The sequence below is a fragment of the Nocardia sp. NPDC050413 genome, from assembly GCF_040655475.1.
GTDB classification, from domain to species: domain Bacteria; phylum Actinomycetota; class Actinomycetes; order Mycobacteriales; family Mycobacteriaceae; genus Nocardia; species Nocardia coubleae.
In genome coordinates this window covers 371,174-388,473 of sequence record NZ_JBFAJZ010000004.1, presented here as the reverse complement: position 1 = coordinate 388,473, position 17,300 = coordinate 371,174, and the positions used below count along the sequence as shown (strand labels likewise).

Sequence of the window (17,300 nt, the reverse complement as noted above, 5' to 3'; positions counted from 1 at the left end):
GCGCCGCGTGACCCGACGCCCGTGCCGTCCCCCGGAGCGCCTCACCGGCGAGCGTCGATTTCTGAAACCGACTCGGCCGGGAGCCTCCCATGACCAGAACCGACCTCGCCCGCCTACGCAATATCGGCATCGCCGCCCACATCGACGCGGGCAAGACCACGATCACCGAACGAATCCTGTTCTACACCGGCGTGATTCGCACTCTCGGTGAGGTGCACGACGGTACCGCCGTGATGGACCACATGGTGCAGGAGCGCGAGCACGGCATCACCATCACCTCGGCGGCGACCACCTGCGAATGGGCCGAGCACCAGATCACCGTCATCGACACACCGGGCCACGTCGACTTCACCGCCGAGGTGGAGCGCACGCTGCGGGTGCTCGACGGCGCGGTCGCGGTGTTCGACGCCAAGGAGGGTGTGGAGGCGCAGTCGGAGCAGGTGTGGCGCCAGGCCGACACCTACGGTGTGCCCCGCATCTGTTTCGTGAACAAGATGGACAAGCTCGGTGCCGATTTCGCCTTCACTGTGCGGACCATCGCGGAACGACTCGGTGTTCGCCCGTTGGTGATCCAGCTGCCGATCGGCGCCGAACGTGACTTCGAGGGCGTGATCGACCTGGTCGACATGACCGCGAAGCGCTGGCGCGGCGACACCGGAAACGGTGCCCGCTACGAGACCGTCCAGATACCGGAACAGCTGCGGGCCAGGGCGATCCAGCATCGAGAAGCACTGCTGGCGACGGCCGCCGAAGCCGACGACGACGTGCTGGAAAGCTACCTGTCCGGTAAGCCGATCGCTGTCGACGTTCTCAAAGCCGCGATCCGGCGGATGACGCTCGACGCCACGGCCTACCCGGTGCTGTGCGGTTCGGCGCTGGCCAATATCGGCGTACAACCGCTGCTGGACGCCATCGTCGACTACCTGCCGTCGCCGGTGGATGCTGTTGCCGTGCACGGCTTCTCGATGGAAGGAACACACGTGCACCGCGCTCCCGATATCGCCGAGCCGTTCGCGGCCCTGGCGTTCAAGGTCGCGGCGCACCCGTTCTTCGGGAGGCTGGTGTATCTGCGCGTGTACTCCGGCACCGCCGAACCCGGTGCCACCGTGCTGAATTCGACGAACGGACGAAAGGAGCGCCTGGGCAAACTGTTCCAGATGCACGCGAGCACCGAGATCGCGATCGATCGGGTGCGGGCGGGTCAGATCTGTGCCGTCATCGGCCTCAAAGCCACCCGCACCGGCGACACCCTGTGCGATCGGCACGACCCGATCGTGCTGGAGTCGATGACCTTCCCCGACCCGGTCCTGTCGCTCTCGATCGAACCGAGGACTCGCGCCGACCAGGACAAGCTGGGCGCCGCCCTGGCTCGCCTGGCCGACGAGGACCCGACGTTCACCGTGCATGTCGACGCCGAAACCGGACAGACGGTGATCGGCGGCATGGGCGAGCTGCATCTGGAAATCCTGGTCGACCGGCTGAAACGACAGTTCCGGGTGGACGCGACCATCGGCGAACCACGGGTGGCCTACCGCGAGACCGTCACCGCTCCCGTCGATCTGCTCGAGTACACCCACCGCAAACAGGTGGGTGGACGCGGGCAGTACGCGAAGGTGGCGATCGCGCTGGCCCCGCACGTGGCCGACGACGGCGCCGTCTACGAATTCCGCAACCAGGTTACCGGTGGGCGGGTGCCGAAGGAGTACATCCCCGCGGTCGACGCGGGCGCGCAAGACGCGCTCGCGGTTGGGCCGCTCGCCGGCTTCCCCCTGGTGAACGTGCTGGTGACGCTGATCGACGGCGCTGCCCACGTGCAGGATTCCTCGGATCTGGCGTTCCGGCTGGCCGGTGCGGCGGCGGTGCGCGCGGCGGTGGCGCGCGCGAAGCCGGTGCTGCTCGAGCCGATGATGGCCGTGGAGGTCGTCATGCCCGAGCAGTACGTCGGCGAGGTGATCGGTGATCTGAACACCCGGCGTGGCCGGATCACCGAGCTGGGCGAGCGCGGCGGCGCCCACGTCGTCCGCGCGCTGACCCCGCTGTCGGAGATGTTCGGCTACATCGGCGATCTTCGCTCGAAAACCCGTGGCCGAGCGAATTTCTCGATGACGTTCGACTCCTACGCCCCGGTCCCACCCGAGGTCGCGAAGTCGATCATCGCGAGCAGCTGACCAGGATGTCGGTGGCGTCTCCTCAGGCGCCACCGATTCAGGGCGCCAGGGTGCCGACCGTCCACAGGGGCGCGGTTTCCACGCGGGCGAAGCGCCAGCCGTCGGGCGTGCGCACGGCATCGAATCGGTAGGTGCCGCCACCGGCGTAGAACGGTTCGGGGGCTACCCGGCCGGGGGTCGGTGCGCTGGGAACGAACGCGAACAGCGAGTTCGCCCGGACCTGGGCCCGATCGCCCGCGAGTTCGATGCGCACATTGCTGATGTAGTGCGGCGAGCGCTGCTGGTCGGAGTGGTTGCGGCCGGCGAGCGCGATGACCTTGTCGAGCCCGGTGGCCTCCCCGCCGGGCGATTTGGCGGTCACGTCGGGGGTGTAGATGGTGGCGAAGGCGTCGAATCGTCCTTCTTCCAGTGCTGCGGCGAGATTGTCGACGAGGGCGTGGATCTCGTTGCGGTCTTCCAGCTCACGCAGTCGTTGCTCGGTGGAGTCGGTGCAGGCGGTGGCGACCAGCGCGGTCGGCAGCGCGAGGATCGGTAGGAGGTAACGGATTTCGGGCATGATCCCAGCCTTCGGCTTGATTGTTGGTAACACCAATGTAGGTGAGACCAACGATAACATTCGTGGGTGTGACCAACAAGTGCTTGATACGATGAGGCCATGGAACTCACGGGAGCGCAGGCGGCGGCCAGGCTGCGTGGGATGCCGACGCGACTGCTCACCCAGGTCGCGGTGCTGGCCGACCGAGCTGCCGAACGCGCCCTCGCCGACACCGGTTCACGCAGGCATCACTTCGCGCTGCTGGCCACCCTGGCCGAGTTCGGTCCCGCCAGCCAGGCCGAGCTGGGCAGGCGCACCGGCATCGACCGCAGCGATATCGTCGGTGCGCTCAACGACCTGGCCGGGCGCGGCTTCGTCGACCGCACCCCCGACCCCGAGGACCGGCGCCGCAATATCGTCACGATCACCGAGCCGGGCGCCACCCACCTCGCCGACCTCGACGGCAAGCTGCGCGCCGCCCAGCAGGAACTACTCGGCGCGCTGTCCGAGGGCGAACGCGACCAGCTCGTCGGTCTGCTCAGCCGCGTGCTGGACGACCACGCGGGGCGGTGAAGCCCGCCCGGCGACGGTGCTGTTCGATCAGCGGTGCTCGCCCGTGAAGGCCTGGTCTTCCGGTGTCGTGGGCCGACGCGCAGCCGGTGCCCCGCGCAGCAGATGCAAGGCGTCGGCGGAGGCCTCGTCGCGGGCGGTGTAGACCTCGAGCCGGTGGTCGGGGCTGTCGGGCTGCAACCACACCTGATAGTCCACATCCACGCTGCCGACCGTCGGATGCTGTAGTCGCATCGTGCCGACGGTGCAGTCGGCGACTTCGCCCTCGGCCCACAGTGTCGCGAATTCCGTACTGCGCATGGTCAATTCGCCGATCAGTTCGGCCAGGCGTGCGTCGGTGGGGTAGCGGCCCGCCGTGAGCCGCAGGTAACCGACGTGAATGCGGGCGAGTTCGTCCCAGTTGCGATGCAGGTCCCTGGTGAGCGGATCGAGGAAGAATTGGCGTGGGATCGACGGGCGCTCGACCGGGTCGGCGGGGGCGGCGAAGTCGAGGTGTTCGGCGAAGAGTGCGTGTCCGCTGTGGTTCCAGGCGAGCACGTCGCCGCGCCTGCCGAGGACGAGGGCGGGCATGGTGTCGCCGAGCGCGTCGAGTAGGGCGAGGACGCGGGGGTGGGCGCGTTCGGGTTCGTCGCGGGTGAGTCGTGGTGTGGTCGGTCGTCCGGCCAGGTTGTGCAGGTGTGCGGTCTCGGCGGCATCGAGCCGCAGTACCCGCGCGAGGGCGTCGATGACCTGCGGCGAAGCCGTGCCCGCCTGATCCTGTTCGAGCCGGGTGTAGTAGCCGGCGCTCACGCCCGCCAGCTGCGCGAGTTCTTCGCGGCGCAGCCCGGGTACCCGGCGGGTCGCGCCGTAGGTGCGCAGCTCGAGGTCGGCTGGGGTGATGCGGTCGCGGCGGGTTTTGAGGAATACGCCGAGGCTTTCCAGCTCCATTTTCCCGATCGTAGGGAGCCCGGCGCGCTCGTGGGTATCCCTGCCGGGTGTACCCATCGCCGGGTCTGGTTGCCGTGCACGGTAGGGCCCAGATTCGGTGACATGAACATTGCTTCTCCGGTGCGGGCGTGGTTGGGCCTGCTGGTGGTCCTCGGTCCGGTTCTGCTCGTCGCGATGGACGGTTCGGTGCTGTTCCTGGCGATGCCCGCGATCACCGGCGCGCTGTCCCCGTCTGCCGATCAGAGCCTGTGGATCCTGGACAGTTACGGCTTCGCGGTGGGCTCCCTGCTCATCGCCTTCGGCACCATCGGCGACCGCTACGGGCGCAAGCGGCTCCTGCTGATCGGCGCCGCGATGTTCGGTCTCGGCTCGGTGGGTGCGGCCTTCGCCACCAGCCCCGAATCGCTGATCGCGTTCCGCGTGCTGATGGGCGTGGCCGGGGCGACGCTGTTGCCGTCGGCGCTGGCCGTGCTCGGCACCCTGTTCACCGACCCGAAGCGCCGCGCACAGGCCATCGGCATTTTCGCGGCCACGTTCGCCGCCGGATTCGCGATCGGACCGATCGTCGCGGGTCAGCTGCTGAGCCGGTTCTGGTGGGGTTCGGTCCTGTTGATCAATGTGCCGGTGGTGCTGTTGTTCCTGATGCTCGCGCCGATCCTGCTCGGCGAGGTGCGGGCCACGGTGGCCGGCCGTATCGACGTGGCGAGTGTGGCTACCTCGGCGGCGGGTCTGCTGCTCGCCATGTACGCGGTGAAACACACAGCTGCGGAGGGTATTTCGCTCTCGGCCACGGGCGCCGGCTTGGTGGGTGCGATGCTGCTCGGCTGGTTCGGACGCAGGCAGGGTCGGATCGCGAACCCGCTGATCGACTTCGCGTTGTTCCGCAATCGCGTGTTCACGATCGCGATCGTCACCGGCTTCCTCCCGCTGGCGGCATGGTCGGCCACCGCCTATCTCGGCGGCATCTATCTGCAGTCCGTACTCGACCTCACCGTCACCGATGCCGCGCTGCTCGCGGTGCCCGGGGCCGTGGTCCTCACCGTCACCGCCGTCGTCACCCCCGCGATCGCCGCCCGGATCGGCCGGTCGGCCGCGCTCGTCACCGCGCATTTCACCATCGTCGCGGGCCTGCTGCTGTTGCTGCCGACCGGCACGAGCACCGGCGCGGGTTGGTATATCGCGGCGACGGCCGTGGCGGGCATCGGCTACGGCATCTCCTTCAGTGTGGTCGCCGATATCGCGGTCGCGGCGGTCCCGGCCGAACGCGCGGGGTCGGCGGCCGCGCTCGCCGAAACCGGCAACGAACTCGGCAATGCTCTCGGTATCGCCCTGTTCGGTTCCCTGGCCGCGCTCGTCTTCCGTATCGGCGGTCCCGACCTGGCGCCCACCCTCGGTGCGACCCTCGACCTGCCCGATCTCCTTCCAGCCGCTGCTGCCGACGCGCGATCGGCGTTCGTCGACGGGCTGCATGTCGTCGCCGCGGCCGCCGCCGTGCTGCACGCGCTCCTCGGGCTGGTCGCGCTGCGCGTGCTGCGCTCGCGTCCAGTGGATGTGGAGATCACGCAACCCGCTCCGGTGGGTCTCTGACGAAGCAACCATCGGCGAGGCTCCGATTGCCCGGGGCATCACATCGCCGAGCGAATGCGACGTGAACCACACTCCCGACCGGCGCACTGGTACAAACAAGCGAGAGGGAAGGACGAAATATATGAGCGCGCCGATCGTCATCGTCGGAGCGGGCCTGGCAGGCCTGCGCACCGCCGAGGAATTACGCCGAGCCGGGTACGAGGGGGGTGTGCTGCTCGTCGGGGACGAGGCGCGGCCACCGTACGATCGCCCACCGCTGTCCAAGCAGTTCGTGCGTGGCGAGACCGACGACACCACTCTGCGCCCGCCGGAGTTCTTCGCCGAGAAGAACATCGAGCTGCGCCTCGGCACCGCTGTCGCCCGAGTCGACACCGCCGCGCGCACCCTCACCCTCGCCGACGGTGACACCATCGCCTACGACCAGCTCGTCATCGCCACGGGCCTGCGCCCCCGCCGCCTGCCCGGGGTGGAGGAGGTGACGGGCGTACACGTACTGCGCGCCCACGACGACGCCGAATCCCTGCGCACCGACCTGGCCGCCGCCCAGCGCGCCCTCATCGTCGGCGCCGGATTCATCGGCTGCGAACTGGCCGCGAGCTTCCGCGCCGCGGGCAAGGACGTGACCCTCGTCGAACCGCAGCCTGCCCCGCTCGCATCGGTACTCGGCGAGCAGATCGGTGGGTACGTGGCGCGTATGCACCGCGACCACGGTGTCGACCTGCACTGTGGCGTCGGCGTCGACACGCTTCGGGTGGACGTCGACGGGCACGTGCGCGGCGCGCTGCTCAGCGACGGTTCCGATATCGATGCCGACCTGGTGGTCATCGGAATCGGGTCCGTGCCCGCCACCGACTGGCTGGCCGGTTCCGGTATCGAACTGGCCGACCCGACGGCGGGCGGGGGTGTGCTTGCCGACGAGCTGGGGCGTACGTCCGCTGAGGGCGTCTGGGCGGTCGGCGACGTGGCTGCCTGGCGTTACGGTGACATTCGCAAGCGGGTCGAGCACTGGACCAGTGCGGGTGAGCAAGCGAAGCTGGTGGTTACCGCGCTGCTCGGCGGCGCGACACCGACGGCTGCGCGGGTGCCGTACTTCTGGAGCGATCAGTACGACGTCAAGATTCAGGCCCTCGGTACGCCTGATCCGGCGGACGAGGTCACTGTCGTGTCCGAAGACGGGCACAAGTTTCTCGCGTACTACTCCAGGGACGGGATTCTCACCGCTGTGCTCGGGGCGGGGATGACGGCCCAGGTGATGAAGTTGCGGGCGAAGTTGGCCGCGCCTACGCCGGTGGCCGATCTGCTGGCTGCTACGTCCTGATCCTGAGGCGTGTGGCGGACTGCCGGTGGGGCACGGATCACTGGCGGTGCCGCCGAGCGCAGGCAAATGACTCGGGTTCCGGCACGCGAATCGGATTACTCTGGCGCCGTGGGGATTTCTGAGTATGCACCCGGTGACGTGGTCGTCTTTTCGCACGGCCCGTTCGGTGGTATCTGTGCTGTCGTCCAGTCCGTCGACACCGGGCGGTCGACGCTCGGGCTGGAGTTCGCCGTGGGCACCACGCACCGTGAGGGCGGGGTGCTGCGGGAGGACCGGCATCGGCTGACCGTCGGGTTCGACGAGGTCGAGTTGCTGTAGGCGGGACGGGGGCGTTCGCGGGCCTGTAATACGGTGGACCCGTGATCGTCGCGCTTATCGATTCGGGTCTCGGCTTGTTGCCGACGGCCGCGTGGCTGCGCAAACTGCGACCCGATGTGGATCTGCTGCTGCTGCTCGATCCCGAGGGCGCGCCGTGGGGGCCCAAGCCGGAACAGTGGGTGGTCGAGCGGGTGCTGGCGACGGCGCGGCAGGCGCTGGGGTTGGGGGCCGAGGTGATCGTGTTGCCGTGTAATACGGCGAGTGTGACGGCGTTGGCTCAGGTGCGCGCGGAGGTGGGGGACTCGGTGCCGGTGATCGGCACGGTTCCGGCGATCAAACCCGCTGCGGCGCAGTGCCGTTCGGTTGCGGTGTGGGCGACGGCGGCGACGACGGCCAGCCGTTATCAGGCCGACCTCATCGCCCGCTTCGGTGGCGATGCGAAGGTTGTCGGGGTGGCCTGCCACGGCCTGGCCGACGCCATCGACCGAGGTGACGTGCCCGCGATCAACGCCTCGATCGCCGATGCCGCCGCTCGCACACCCGCCGATGTGGAGGGCGTCGTGCTCGGCTGCACCCACTATCCGCTGGTCGTCGACGCCATCGTCGCCGCATTGCCGGACGGTGTACGCCTGTTCGACAGCGCCCAGGCCGTCGCCGCCCAGACCGTCCGCAAGATGGACGAGCTCGGCAGGCCGACCACCGGCACCGGAACGGTCATCGTCCGCACCAGCGGTGAACCAGGGGAATTGCCTACCAGCGCAGCGACTTTCGAGTCGGGCCGCCTGCTGGGCGCCGTCGGCCTCTGACGTTCCGGTCCGGGTGGTGCGGTGACCGGGCAGGGTGTCCTGTGGTGTTGAATGCGCATAACCGACCCTGGAGGTGCGTTGTGACCGAGGCTCCCACCGCCGACGACGTACGCGCCGCGCTCGCCGAACACGCCGACCCGGCCGACGCGCGACACCTGCAGCGCTTCTTCAAAACCGGCCCCGGTGAATACGGCGAGGGCGATGTCTTCCTCGGCGTCCGCGTGCCGTCGAGCAGAAACGTCGCCAAACGCTTCACCGCCTTACCCCTCGACGAGGTCGACGAACTCCTCGACAGCCCGATCCACGAGGAACGCCTTGTCGCCCTGCTCGTTCTCGACGCGAAGTTCGCCACCGCGTCGAAACCACGCACCCGCCACGACAAGACCCGCGAGGAGATCGTCGACCGCTACCTGGCCGCCGTATCCAGGGGTCGCGTCAACAACTGGGATCTGGTCGACTCGTCGGCCGAATACATCCTCGGCGCCTGGTTGCTCGACAAAGACCGCACCCTGCTTTTCGACCTGGCGCACAAGGATTCACTCTGGGACCGCCGAGTGGCCCTGCTCTCGACCTTCGCCTTCATCCGCGCCGGTGACGCGACAACCACTCTCGCCCTGGCCGAAGAATTACTCGACGACCACCGCGACCTGATCCAGAAGGCCCTCGGTTGGATGCTGCGCGAGCTCGGCAAGAAGGTCGATGCCGCGCTGCTCACCGACTTCCTCGACACTCACGCACGCGAAATGGGCCGCACGGCATTGAGTTACGCGACCGAACACCTCGACAAGGAACAGCGCGCCGCGTATCGGGCGATGCGCTAGAACTGGATTTTCAGGTGGTCGGTGACCGGCCGGGCCTGGCAGCCGAGGATGTAGCCGTTCTCGATGTCCTCGGGGTCGAGGATCTCCGAATTCTCCATCTCCACTTTGCCTTCCAGCACCGTGCAGGCACAGGACCCGCATTCGCCTTCCTGGCAGGAGTACGGCACGTCGAGGCCCTTGTCGAGCATGATGTCGACCAGCGTCTGCTTGCGTGGCCAGCTCAGCTCGTGCACCTGCCCGTCGAGCTCCACCTCGACGGTTGCGGCGTCGGCGGCCTCCTCCTCGGACACCTCGGCGGGCGCGTGGTCGGCGAACGGGTCACCGGCCAGCGAGTTGAAGATTTCGGCGTGGGTGCGGCTGCGCGGCACGTCGAGCGAGGCGAGCGCGGTGTGCACGAGGTCCATGAACGGTTTCGGCCCGCACATGAACGCCTCGTACGCGGTGTAGGGGCTCACCAGGCGGGCGAGCATGTCGGCGGTCGGCAGGCCGAGCAGCGGTTCGAGCCAGTGGATGACACTGAGCCGCTGCGGGAACTTGCCGACCAGTTCGCGCAGCTCGTCGGCGAAGATCACCGAGCCGGCGTCGCGGTTGGCGTAGACGAGCACGATCTTGCCGCTGCCCTGGGCGAGCGCCGACTTCAGGATGGAGATGACCGGGGTGATGCCGCTGCCCGCCGCGAACAGCAGCAGATCGGTGTCGAGGTCGCGGGGGGTGAACACGCCCGATGGCGGGAGTACTTCCAGCTCGTCGCCTGCGCTGATGTTGTCGCACAGCCAGTTCGACCCGTAGCCGCCCTCGGTGCGCTTCACGGTCACCTTGGGTAGGTCGTCGGTGAACGGCGAACTGGCCAGTGAGTAGCAGCGGGCCACCGAACCGGTGAGCTCGCTGGGGATGCGCAGGGTGAGGAACTGCCCGGGCTGGTAGGCGAACCGTTCGCGCAGCTCGTCGGGCACCTCGAAGACCACGGAGCGGGTGTCGGTCGTTTCGGCGATGACTGCGGCGACCCGCAGTACCACCGAGCGCGAGCCGTGCGGAACCTCGACTGTGGTCATGTCGTCCTCTCAAGCAGATCTAGCCAAAACTAGAACGTGTTTCAGTTTCATGCTAAGTCCGGACGCGCCTGCAGGGCAAGCTGCGCCTCGAGCCCGGCCACGAGCACCTCCATCCCGAAGTCGTAGGAGTACTTGCCGCGCAGGTCGGACATGTACTTCGTGGCACGGGCCACCGCTTCGGGCAGCAGCACGTCCGCGGGGGCGGAGCGGTCGCGCGGATTCACCCTGCTGCGGCCGAACAGGTAGGTGTGGATGGTCGCGTAGGCGGCCAGCACGTTGCGATCGGAGAATCCCGCGTCGAACAGGATTTCCATCACCGCTTCGATCAGGTCGAGCTGCTTGCCGAGCATCTGCTCGAGCAGGATGTCGCCCAGGCCGGGATGCCTGCGCAGTTTATCGTCTATCTGATCGATCAGATCGCGCAGGCGTACCTGCCACGGGCCGGACTCGCGCGGCGGCTTGCGCACGCCGACCAGCGCCGCGCTGGCGACCAGGTCGAGGAGTTCGCGCTTGTCGGCGACGTAGTAGTAGGGCGCCATCGGCGACACCCCGAGCTCACGCGAGAGCCTGCGCATGGACAGCTTCTCCACGCCGTCCTCGCGTACTACGCGCAGCGCCGCCTCGACGATCTCCGCTTCCGAGAGTGTCGAATTCGCGCCGCTGCCGACCCCACCGTGGTTACGCAAGCCTCTGCCTCACCTCTACTGCCGCTGGGCTCTCGGGCCCCTTCCGTCCTGCTCCCGGAAGTCTAGATGTCGTGGCCCGTCCGGTGAGTTTTTCCGAATCCCGCCTTTATGGCAGTGACTGACGTTAAAGTCGCGAGTGACCGTCAACACATGGGAGGTAGTCATGGCCGAGAACCCGGCACCCACGAACGAGGACACCGGCGAGGACTTGATCGCCGAGACGCTGATCGAAGAGGTCAGCATCGACGGCATGTGCGGCGTGTACTGACCATGGCGGCAGGCGTGCTCGATCTCGATGCCCGATGGGCGCTGCATCCCCGGGTCTCCTTGCGTCCGGAGTCCTTCGGTGCGCTGCTGTACCACTTCGGCACCCGCAAGCTCTCGTTCCTCAAGAGCCGCGAGCTGGTCGACGTGGTCCGGTCGCTGCCCGCGCACCATTCCGTGCGGGAAGTGCTGCACGCCAAGGGCTTCAGCGCTTCGACGGCATATGTCGAGGCGCTCGACCAGCTGGCCCGCACCGACATGATCGTGCCCGCACCGGGTCCGGTCACACCGGTGGAAGCGAGCCCGCCTGCCCCGGTCGGCGCCCCGCAGGGCGGACGGCTGATCGACCGTTTCGAGTCCGGTCTCGCCGCGCCGATCTGTCTCACCTGGGAACTGACGTACGCGTGCAACCTGTCGTGCGTGCACTGCCTGTCGTCGTCGGGTCGCCGCGACCCGAACGAACTGAGCACCGAGCAGTGCAAGGCGCTGATCGACGAGTTCGAGCGCATGCAGATCTTCTACGTCAACATCGGTGGCGGTGAGCCGACCGTGCGCCCGGACTTCTGGGAGCTGGTCGACTACGCCACGGCCCACCACGTGGGGGTCAAGTTCTCCACCAACGGGGTTCGCATCAACCAGCAGGTCGCTGCCAGGTTGGCCGCCAGCGACTACGTCGACGTGCAGATCTCCCTCGACGGCGCCACCGCCGAGGTCAACGACGCCGTGCGCGGTCCCGGCTCCTACGACACCGCGATCAAGGCGTTGGCGAACCTGGCCGACGCGGGCTTCCGTGACGCCAAGCTCTCGGTGGTCGCGACCCGCCACAACATCGCCCAGCTCGACGAATTCAAGGCCATCGCCGACCGCTACGGCGCCACTCTGCGACTGACCAGGCTTCGCCCGTCGGGCCGCGGCGCCGACGTGTGGGACGAGCTGCACCCGCTGCCCGAACAGCAGCGCGAGCTCTACGACTGGCTCGTGCGCAACGGCGAGGGCGTGCTCACCGGCGACTCCTTCTTCCACCTGTCGGCCTTCGGTTCGGCCCTGCCGGGCTTGAACATGTGCGGTGCGGGCCGGGTGGTCTGCCTGGTCGACCCGGTGGGCGACGTCTACGCCTGCCCGTTCGCCATCCACGACCGGTTCAAGGCCGGAAACATCCTCACCGACGGCGGTTTCGACGGTGTGTGGACCAACGCCGAACTGTTCGCCGAACTGCGCGAGCCGGTCGACGGCGGCGCCTGCACCAAGTGCAGCCACTACGACGCCTGCCGTGGCGGATGCATGGCCGCCAAATTCTTCACCGGTCTGCCCGCCAACGGACCCGACCCGGAGTGTGTGCAGGGGTACGGGGAGGCGGCGTTGTCGGCACCGGGCCGCGTCGTTCCGCGCCCGGCGGTGGACCACTCGCGGCCGGTGCGTGCCCGCACCCGGGTGTCGCTGCCACTGACCGTGCGTCAGCCACCGGCCAAGGCGTGCAACGAGAGTCCGCTCGGGTAGTCGCGTCGCGGTTGCCAGCGGTGCGCTGCCGATCTTGCTCGACACGTCAACTAAGCGGTCGGAGCGGCATTTCGAGCGGAGTTTCTTCCTTTTTTCTGGGGTGATGATGTTTGGCGGGCCAAGTGCGAATAGCATGCGAGGAATGCGCCATGATCGTCTGCCCGACGGCTTCGGGGTACGGATCGATCCACGGGTACGCGCATTTTCCGGGGGTCGGATCCTGATCGGCGGATCGCCCGCACGGATGCTGCGCCTGGCACCCGAGGCCGCCGAATTGATCGGCGACGGGTACCTCGAGGTCACCGATACCAAGTCCGCGATCGTCGCCCGCAGACTCCTCGACTCCGGGGTCGCCAACCCGCGACCCCGGCTGCTGCCCTCACCCGACGACGTCACGGTCGTCGTCCCGCTCTACAACAACGCCGACGGACTCGTGCGGCTGCTCGGTTCACTGCGCGGACACAATGTGATCGTCGTCGACGACGGTTCCGACGAACCGGTGCGCATCCCGCCCCGGCCGGGGCGCGGTCAGGTGACGGTGCTGCGTCACGAGCGACCACTCGGCCCGGCCGCCGCCCGAAATGCCGGGTTGCGGGCGGCGTCAACGGGTTTCGTCGCATTCCTCGACTCCGATGTGGTGCCGCGCAGCGGCTGGCTCGAGGTGATGCTCGGGCATTTCAGCGATCCGCAGGTGGCGCTGGTCGCCCCGCGCATCGTCGCCCTGGATTCGGAGTCCAACGCGCTGGCTCGCTACGAACACACCCGCTCCTCGCTGGATCTGGGCAGGCGCGAGGCCGCGGTGCACGCGCGCGGCATCGTGTCGTACGTGCCGAGCGCGGCACTGCTCGCCCGGCGCGCGGCACTGCTCGGCGAGGGTGGGTTCGACGAATCCATGCAGGTGGCCGAGGATGTCGACCTGTGCTGGCGGCTCGAGCGGGCAGGCTGGCGACTGCGCTACGAACCGGCCGCCCACGTCGCCCACGACCACCGGGTCGAGTTCCGGGCCTGGTTCACGCGAAAGCTGTTCTACGGCACGGGCGCCGCGCCGCTGGGCAAGCGGCACGGGGAAATGGTCTCGCCGCTGAGCGTGCCGAAGTGGACGGTGCTCGCCGCGATCCTGTTCGCCACCCTGTCGAAATGGGGGCTGCTCGGCGGGCTGGTCACCCTGGCGACGGCGCTGGTCCGGATGCGTCGGGTGTTCGCCGAACTCGACAATCCCACGCGCATCGCGGCGGTGTATCTGGCGCGCGGATTCTTCGCCGGGCTCTGGCGATTGGCCTCGGCGATGTGTCGTGACTATTGGCCGGTGACGCTGTTGGCGGTACTCGCCTCGAAGCGGATCAGGAAGATCGCGGTCACCATGGCACTGGCCGACGGACTGGCCGATTGGTTCACCCACCGCGATTCCGGTGGCCTCGATCCGCTGCGCTATGTGGCCTACAAGCGGCTCGACGATGTCGCCTACGGCACCGGGCTGTGGCTCGGCGTCATCCGGGCACGCAGCTTCGAGGCGCTGAAGCCGCACGTTCCGCCGAACTGAGCTGTCCGCGTTGCCGAACACGCTGGTGGTCGGGGCCGGTTCGGCGGGGTGTGTGCTCGCGGCTCGGCTCAGTGACGACCCGGCCCACACGGTGCTGGTGCTCGAGGCGGGACAGGTGTGGCCCGCAACGGCCGACATTCCCGCCGAACTGCTCGACCCCGGCCATCTCCCGGTCGGACCGGAGTCGGCGGTGCTCTGGCGCTACGCGGGAAACCTGGTGCGTGGCAAGCTGATCGGCGGATCAGGGGCGATCAACGGCAGTTATTTCATCCGGCCGCCCGCCGCGGGCTTCACGGACTGGAACAGCGAGCGATGGACCTTCGACACGTTGCTGCCGTTCTTCCGGGGCCTGGAGAACGACCTGGATCACGGCACCGATCCCGGCCACGGCACCGACGGGCCGATCCCGGTTGTCCGGACCACCGATCCCACTCCGTTCAGCGCCGAATTCGCCGAACGATGCGCGGCCGCCGGATTGCGCGAGGTCGCCGACCTCAACGCACTCGACGCACCGGACGGCTTCGGACGGGTACCGCTCGCGATCTCGGGAAACCGGCGCGCCGGACCGGGCATCACCCATCTGTATCCGGTCCTCGACCGGCCCAACCTCACCGTCGTCGGGGAAACGACGGTGACGCGCCTGGTCATGAACGGCAGCCGGGCCGTCGGTGTGGAGTGGGTGCGCGGCCACGAACACGGACGCACCGACGCCGACCGGATCGTGCTCTGCGCGGGCGCCGTGGAATCGGCCGCGCTGCTGCTGCGTTCGGGCATCGGACCCGAGCGGCAACTGCGCGCACTCGGCATTCCGGTGGTCCGGCCCGCCCCCGTCGGGTCGTGGTGCACCGATCATCCCGAGATCGGCGTGGAGTTCTCCGGACCCGAACCGGCCGCGTCGACCGTCGCCCTCGAGTACGTGCTCGAACACGACGACCTCGAATTCCGGCCGTACACACCTGTGTTCACACCCGGTGTGCGCAGGCTCGGGGTGGCGCACATGCGGCCGACCGGCGCCGCCGAACTGACGTTGCGTTCGGCCGACCCCACCGTGCCGGTCCATATCGATCAGAGCAGGCTGCTCACCGCGGCGGACCGGGCAAACCTGCGCACGGGCGTCGAGCTGGCGTGCGAACTGTTCGACCTGAGGTTCGGGCCCGTCGACGACCACTGGCTACGTGCCAATAGTGGGACGTCCCAGCATCTGTCCGGCACCTGCCGGATGGGTCCGGCGAACGATGAGCAATCGGTCGTCGACGAGCTCGGTCACGTGCACGGAATCGAAGGATTGAGTATTGCCGACCTTTCGGTCGTCCCGGTGCCGCTGACGCGGGGCCCACAGGCCACGGTAGTGACGCTCGCCGCAGCCATAGCGGCGTGCTACACGGTGTGACGGAGTGACATCTGGTAGCACAATGTGACCTGCGGGACAAACCCGCACTTCTGGCGTTTGGCCCGATAACTGCCCGGTACAGTTTGTAGCGGGAAAGAAAGGCAAATGGTCAGCAATCTTGCAGGTGGGCGGCCCCCACGGCAGGCTACGGAGGCGGGCGCGCAGCTCGGTGCTCTGGAAGCCTATGCCGCACAGGCCCATGGTTTTCTCAGTGCCGGTGGTGAACAGCTGACCCAGCTGGCCGGTCTGTTGCGTCCGCTCGTTCTCGAGTCCTGGTTACGCAGCGTACGCGGTGGGATCGATCCCACCGATATGGTCGACGGCCGCGGTCTGCGCGGCGCGGACCTGGTGCGGTATCGCGATGCCCACCCTATCGCCGCCCTCATGCCGTTGATCGACAAACTGCTGGTCCAGGACGCGGCGCGGGCGGGGCTCATCGTCACCGTCGCCGACCAGTTCGGCCGTGTGCTCTGCGTGCACGGTAATCCCGACCAGGTCGCCGCGGCCGCCGAGATCGGTCTGCGCGAAGGCGACGACCTCAGCGAACGGCGCATCGGCACCAATGCCGTCGGCCTCGTCGTGCGCACCGGCCGGGCCACCTGGATCCATGGGCCCGAACATTTCCTGCACCGCATGCACCAGATCACCGGTGCGGCGGCGCCCGTGCACGAGCCGGACGGCAGGCTGGTCGGGGTGCTGATGATTGCCGGCGGGATGCGGGTGGCCAAGCCGGAAATCCTCGCGCTGGTCAAGGCCGCCGCCACCGCCGCCGAGATGGATCTGGTGCTGCGAGCCATGCGGGCGGGCCGAGGCGAAACCACCTCGGTACGCGGAAGCGACTCGGCGGCCGAACCCGAACAGGCCAGGTTGGCGCTCGATGTGCTCGGGCTCGGGCAACCGCACTTGAGCGTGGCGGGGGAGCGGGTACCGCTGTCGCAACGTCATGCCGAGATCCTGCTGTTGCTCACCGAGCATCCCGAGGGTCTCGGTTCGGATCATCTCGCGCTGCTGCTCGACGACACCGATCTGGACAACGGCACGATCCGCGCCGCCATGTCCCGGTTGCGCGCGGTGGTCGGCGCGACGGTGGTCGCCTCGCGCCCATACCGCTTACAAGTGCATGTCGCAACCGATGTGGAGGCGCTGCGGGCCGCGCTGGATTCCGGTGATATCGAATCCGCATTACGGTTGTACGCCGGTCCGGTGTTGCCGCGTTCCTCGGCGCCGGGCATCTGCGACCTCCGCGACGAGTTGCGGGTGCGGTTGCGTACCGCGGTGCTCGCCTCGGCCGACCCGGCCGTGCTGCGCCGGTGGACCGCGGGTCAGGAGGGGCGCGACGATGCCGCAGCCTGGGCTGCCTATCGGGCGACGGTCGATCGCGATTCACCCCTGTATGCGCAGATCGAAGCCAAGATCCGGGTGCTCGATCGGCGCCTCGGTGCCGATGCAACGCAGATGCAACGTTTCGGCTCCTAGTCTCCGGTTCTGAAAGTGTGCTAGCTCACATATCTGTAGTCGATGTGTTGGAGCGCACACTCATGGCCAGGTCGTGCCCAGCTCCGGAAACCGACTGGACGCCCGTCTGACTTTTTTATCGGAATAAGTTCCTTTTTATTAACTGAACGCCTAGTGTCGGCACTGCATGGACAGGCGCCATGTGATGTAGGCGACATTGGAGGAACGATCAACAGCTAGACCAACCGCGGCCGACGATCTGTCCGCCGCCGCAGGCGATCCGAGGTGGATCGCCGCTCTCGTCCACATGATCTGTCGGGGATCTGCGCGGATGTGGCGTTGTGCCCATCGCGCTCTTGGCCGGAC

General features: G+C 68.0%; 16 protein-coding genes. 12 read left to right on the top strand and 4 right to left on the bottom strand.

What is annotated here, in order from left to right:
- The first annotated feature begins 89 nt into the window (after positions 1-89).
- A complete protein-coding gene (gene fusA, locus AB0I19_RS13875; RefSeq protein WP_357148385.1) occupies positions 90-2,168 on the top strand; it encodes an elongation factor G in 2,079 nt (692 codons plus the stop codon).
- Between the two features lie 37 nt (positions 2,169-2,205).
- On the opposite strand, the gene AB0I19_RS13870 is transcribed toward fusA, so the two are convergent.
- On the bottom strand, positions 2,206-2,724 hold the full coding sequence (locus AB0I19_RS13870) for a nuclear transport factor 2 family protein (protein ID WP_357148382.1): 519 nt from the start codon (positions 2,722-2,724) through the stop codon (positions 2,206-2,208).
- A gap of 99 nt (positions 2,725-2,823) precedes the next feature.
- On the opposite strand from AB0I19_RS13870, the gene AB0I19_RS13865 reads away from it, so the two are divergent.
- A complete protein-coding gene (locus AB0I19_RS13865) occupies positions 2,824-3,276 on the top strand; it encodes a MarR family transcriptional regulator (RefSeq protein ID WP_357148379.1) in 453 nt (150 codons plus the stop codon).
- 27 nt (positions 3,277-3,303) lie between these two features.
- Here the strand turns inward: AB0I19_RS13865 and AB0I19_RS13860 are convergent, their stop codons facing one another.
- The gene (locus tag AB0I19_RS13860) at positions 3,304-4,200 is read right to left on the bottom strand and encodes a helix-turn-helix transcriptional regulator (protein WP_357148377.1); all 897 of its coding nucleotides are present in this window, start codon (positions 4,198-4,200) and stop codon (positions 3,304-3,306) included.
- Positions 4,201-4,302: 102 nt separating this feature from the next.
- Here AB0I19_RS13860 and AB0I19_RS13855 point away from each other — a divergent pair, with 102 nt between their 5' ends.
- The 5 genes from AB0I19_RS13855 (at position 4,303) to AB0I19_RS13835 (ending at position 9,050) form a co-directional block, all read left to right on the top strand.
- Positions 4,303-5,787, top strand: coding sequence for an MFS transporter (locus tag AB0I19_RS13855; protein ID WP_357148374.1), 1,485 nt, complete (start codon positions 4,303-4,305; stop codon positions 5,785-5,787).
- A gap of 121 nt (positions 5,788-5,908) precedes the next feature.
- Positions 5,909-7,105 carry an FAD-dependent oxidoreductase gene (locus AB0I19_RS13850; RefSeq protein WP_357148371.1) on the top strand — a complete coding sequence of 399 codons (1,197 nt, stop codon included), beginning with the start codon at positions 5,909-5,911 and terminating at the stop codon, positions 7,103-7,105.
- Positions 7,106-7,213: 108 nt separating this feature from the next.
- The gene (locus AB0I19_RS13845; RefSeq protein WP_356985920.1) at positions 7,214-7,423 is read left to right on the top strand and encodes a hypothetical protein; all 210 of its coding nucleotides are present in this window, start codon (positions 7,214-7,216) and stop codon (positions 7,421-7,423) included.
- A gap of 41 nt (positions 7,424-7,464) precedes the next feature.
- Positions 7,465-8,229, top strand: a complete 765-nt coding sequence (locus AB0I19_RS13840) for an aspartate/glutamate racemase family protein (RefSeq protein WP_357148368.1) — start codon at positions 7,465-7,467, stop codon at positions 8,227-8,229.
- Positions 8,230-8,309: 80 nt separating this feature from the next.
- Entirely contained in the window at positions 8,310-9,050 is a 741-nt protein-coding gene (locus tag AB0I19_RS13835) for a DNA alkylation repair protein (protein WP_357148365.1), read from the top strand.
- On the opposite strand, the gene AB0I19_RS13830 is transcribed toward AB0I19_RS13835, so the two are convergent.
- Positions 9,047-10,102 (bottom strand): ferredoxin--NADP reductase, encoded by a 1,056-nt coding sequence (locus tag AB0I19_RS13830; RefSeq protein WP_357148362.1) that lies wholly within the window; start codon positions 10,100-10,102, stop codon positions 9,047-9,049. The genes AB0I19_RS13835 and AB0I19_RS13830 overlap by 4 nt on opposite strands.
- Before the next feature lie 47 nt (positions 10,103-10,149).
- Positions 10,150-10,788: a mycofactocin system transcriptional regulator MftR2 gene (mftR2, locus tag AB0I19_RS13825; protein ID WP_067485219.1), complete on the bottom strand. Its 639-nt coding sequence runs from the start codon at positions 10,786-10,788 to the stop codon at positions 10,150-10,152.
- 163 nt (positions 10,789-10,951) lie between these two features.
- On the opposite strand from mftR2, the gene mftA reads away from it, so the two are divergent.
- The 5 genes from mftA to AB0I19_RS13800 all read left to right on the top strand — a co-directional run bounded on the left by mftA (position 10,952) and on the right by AB0I19_RS13800 (position 16,955).
- Positions 10,952-11,056 carry a mycofactocin precursor MftA gene (mftA, locus tag AB0I19_RS13820; protein ID WP_357148360.1) on the top strand — a complete coding sequence of 35 codons (105 nt, stop codon included), beginning with the start codon at positions 10,952-10,954 and terminating at the stop codon, positions 11,054-11,056.
- Positions 11,057-11,058: 2 nt separating this feature from the next.
- On the top strand, positions 11,059-12,549 hold the full coding sequence (gene mftC, locus AB0I19_RS13815; RefSeq protein ID WP_357148606.1) for a mycofactocin radical SAM maturase: 1,491 nt from the start codon (positions 11,059-11,061) through the stop codon (positions 12,547-12,549).
- 142 nt (positions 12,550-12,691) lie between these two features.
- Positions 12,692-14,089, top strand: coding sequence for a mycofactocin biosynthesis glycosyltransferase MftF (mftF, locus tag AB0I19_RS13810; protein ID WP_357148357.1), 1,398 nt, complete (start codon positions 12,692-12,694; stop codon positions 14,087-14,089).
- Between the two features lie 10 nt (positions 14,090-14,099).
- The gene (gene mftG, locus AB0I19_RS13805; RefSeq protein WP_357148354.1) at positions 14,100-15,479 is read left to right on the top strand and encodes a mycofactocin system GMC family oxidoreductase MftG; all 1,380 of its coding nucleotides are present in this window, start codon (positions 14,100-14,102) and stop codon (positions 15,477-15,479) included.
- A 105-nt stretch (positions 15,480-15,584) separates the two neighbouring features.
- A complete protein-coding gene (locus AB0I19_RS13800) occupies positions 15,585-16,955 on the top strand; it encodes a GAF domain-containing protein (RefSeq protein ID WP_357148352.1) in 1,371 nt (456 codons plus the stop codon).
- Positions 16,956-17,300 lie beyond the last annotated feature (345 nt).

Excerpts from the sequence above, each read along its gene's own strand:
- AB0I19_RS13800 (WP_357148352.1), top strand. The coding sequence starts at position 15,585 with ATGGTCAGCAATCTTGCAGGTGGGCGGCCCCCACGGCAGGCTACGGAG.
- mftC (WP_357148606.1), top strand. The coding sequence starts at position 11,059 with ATGGCGGCAGGCGTGCTCGATCTCGATGCCCGATGGGCGCTGCATCCC.
- fusA (WP_357148385.1), top strand. The coding sequence starts at position 90 with ATGACCAGAACCGACCTCGCCCGCCTACGCAATATCGGCATCGCCGCC.
- AB0I19_RS13870 (WP_357148382.1), bottom strand. The coding sequence starts at position 2,724 with ATGCCCGAAATCCGTTACCTCCTACCGATCCTCGCGCTGCCGACCGCG.
- mftA (WP_357148360.1), top strand. The coding sequence starts at position 10,952 with ATGGCCGAGAACCCGGCACCCACGAACGAGGACACCGGCGAGGACTTG.
- AB0I19_RS13830 (WP_357148362.1), bottom strand. The coding sequence starts at position 10,102 with ATGACCACAGTCGAGGTTCCGCACGGCTCGCGCTCGGTGGTACTGCGG.
- mftF (WP_357148357.1), top strand. The coding sequence starts at position 12,692 with ATGCGCCATGATCGTCTGCCCGACGGCTTCGGGGTACGGATCGATCCA.
- AB0I19_RS13855 (WP_357148374.1), top strand. The coding sequence starts at position 4,303 with ATGAACATTGCTTCTCCGGTGCGGGCGTGGTTGGGCCTGCTGGTGGTC.
- AB0I19_RS13860 (WP_357148377.1), bottom strand. The coding sequence starts at position 4,200 with ATGGAGCTGGAAAGCCTCGGCGTATTCCTCAAAACCCGCCGCGACCGC.
- AB0I19_RS13850 (WP_357148371.1), top strand. The coding sequence starts at position 5,909 with ATGAGCGCGCCGATCGTCATCGTCGGAGCGGGCCTGGCAGGCCTGCGC.
- AB0I19_RS13865 (WP_357148379.1), top strand. The coding sequence starts at position 2,824 with ATGGAACTCACGGGAGCGCAGGCGGCGGCCAGGCTGCGTGGGATGCCG.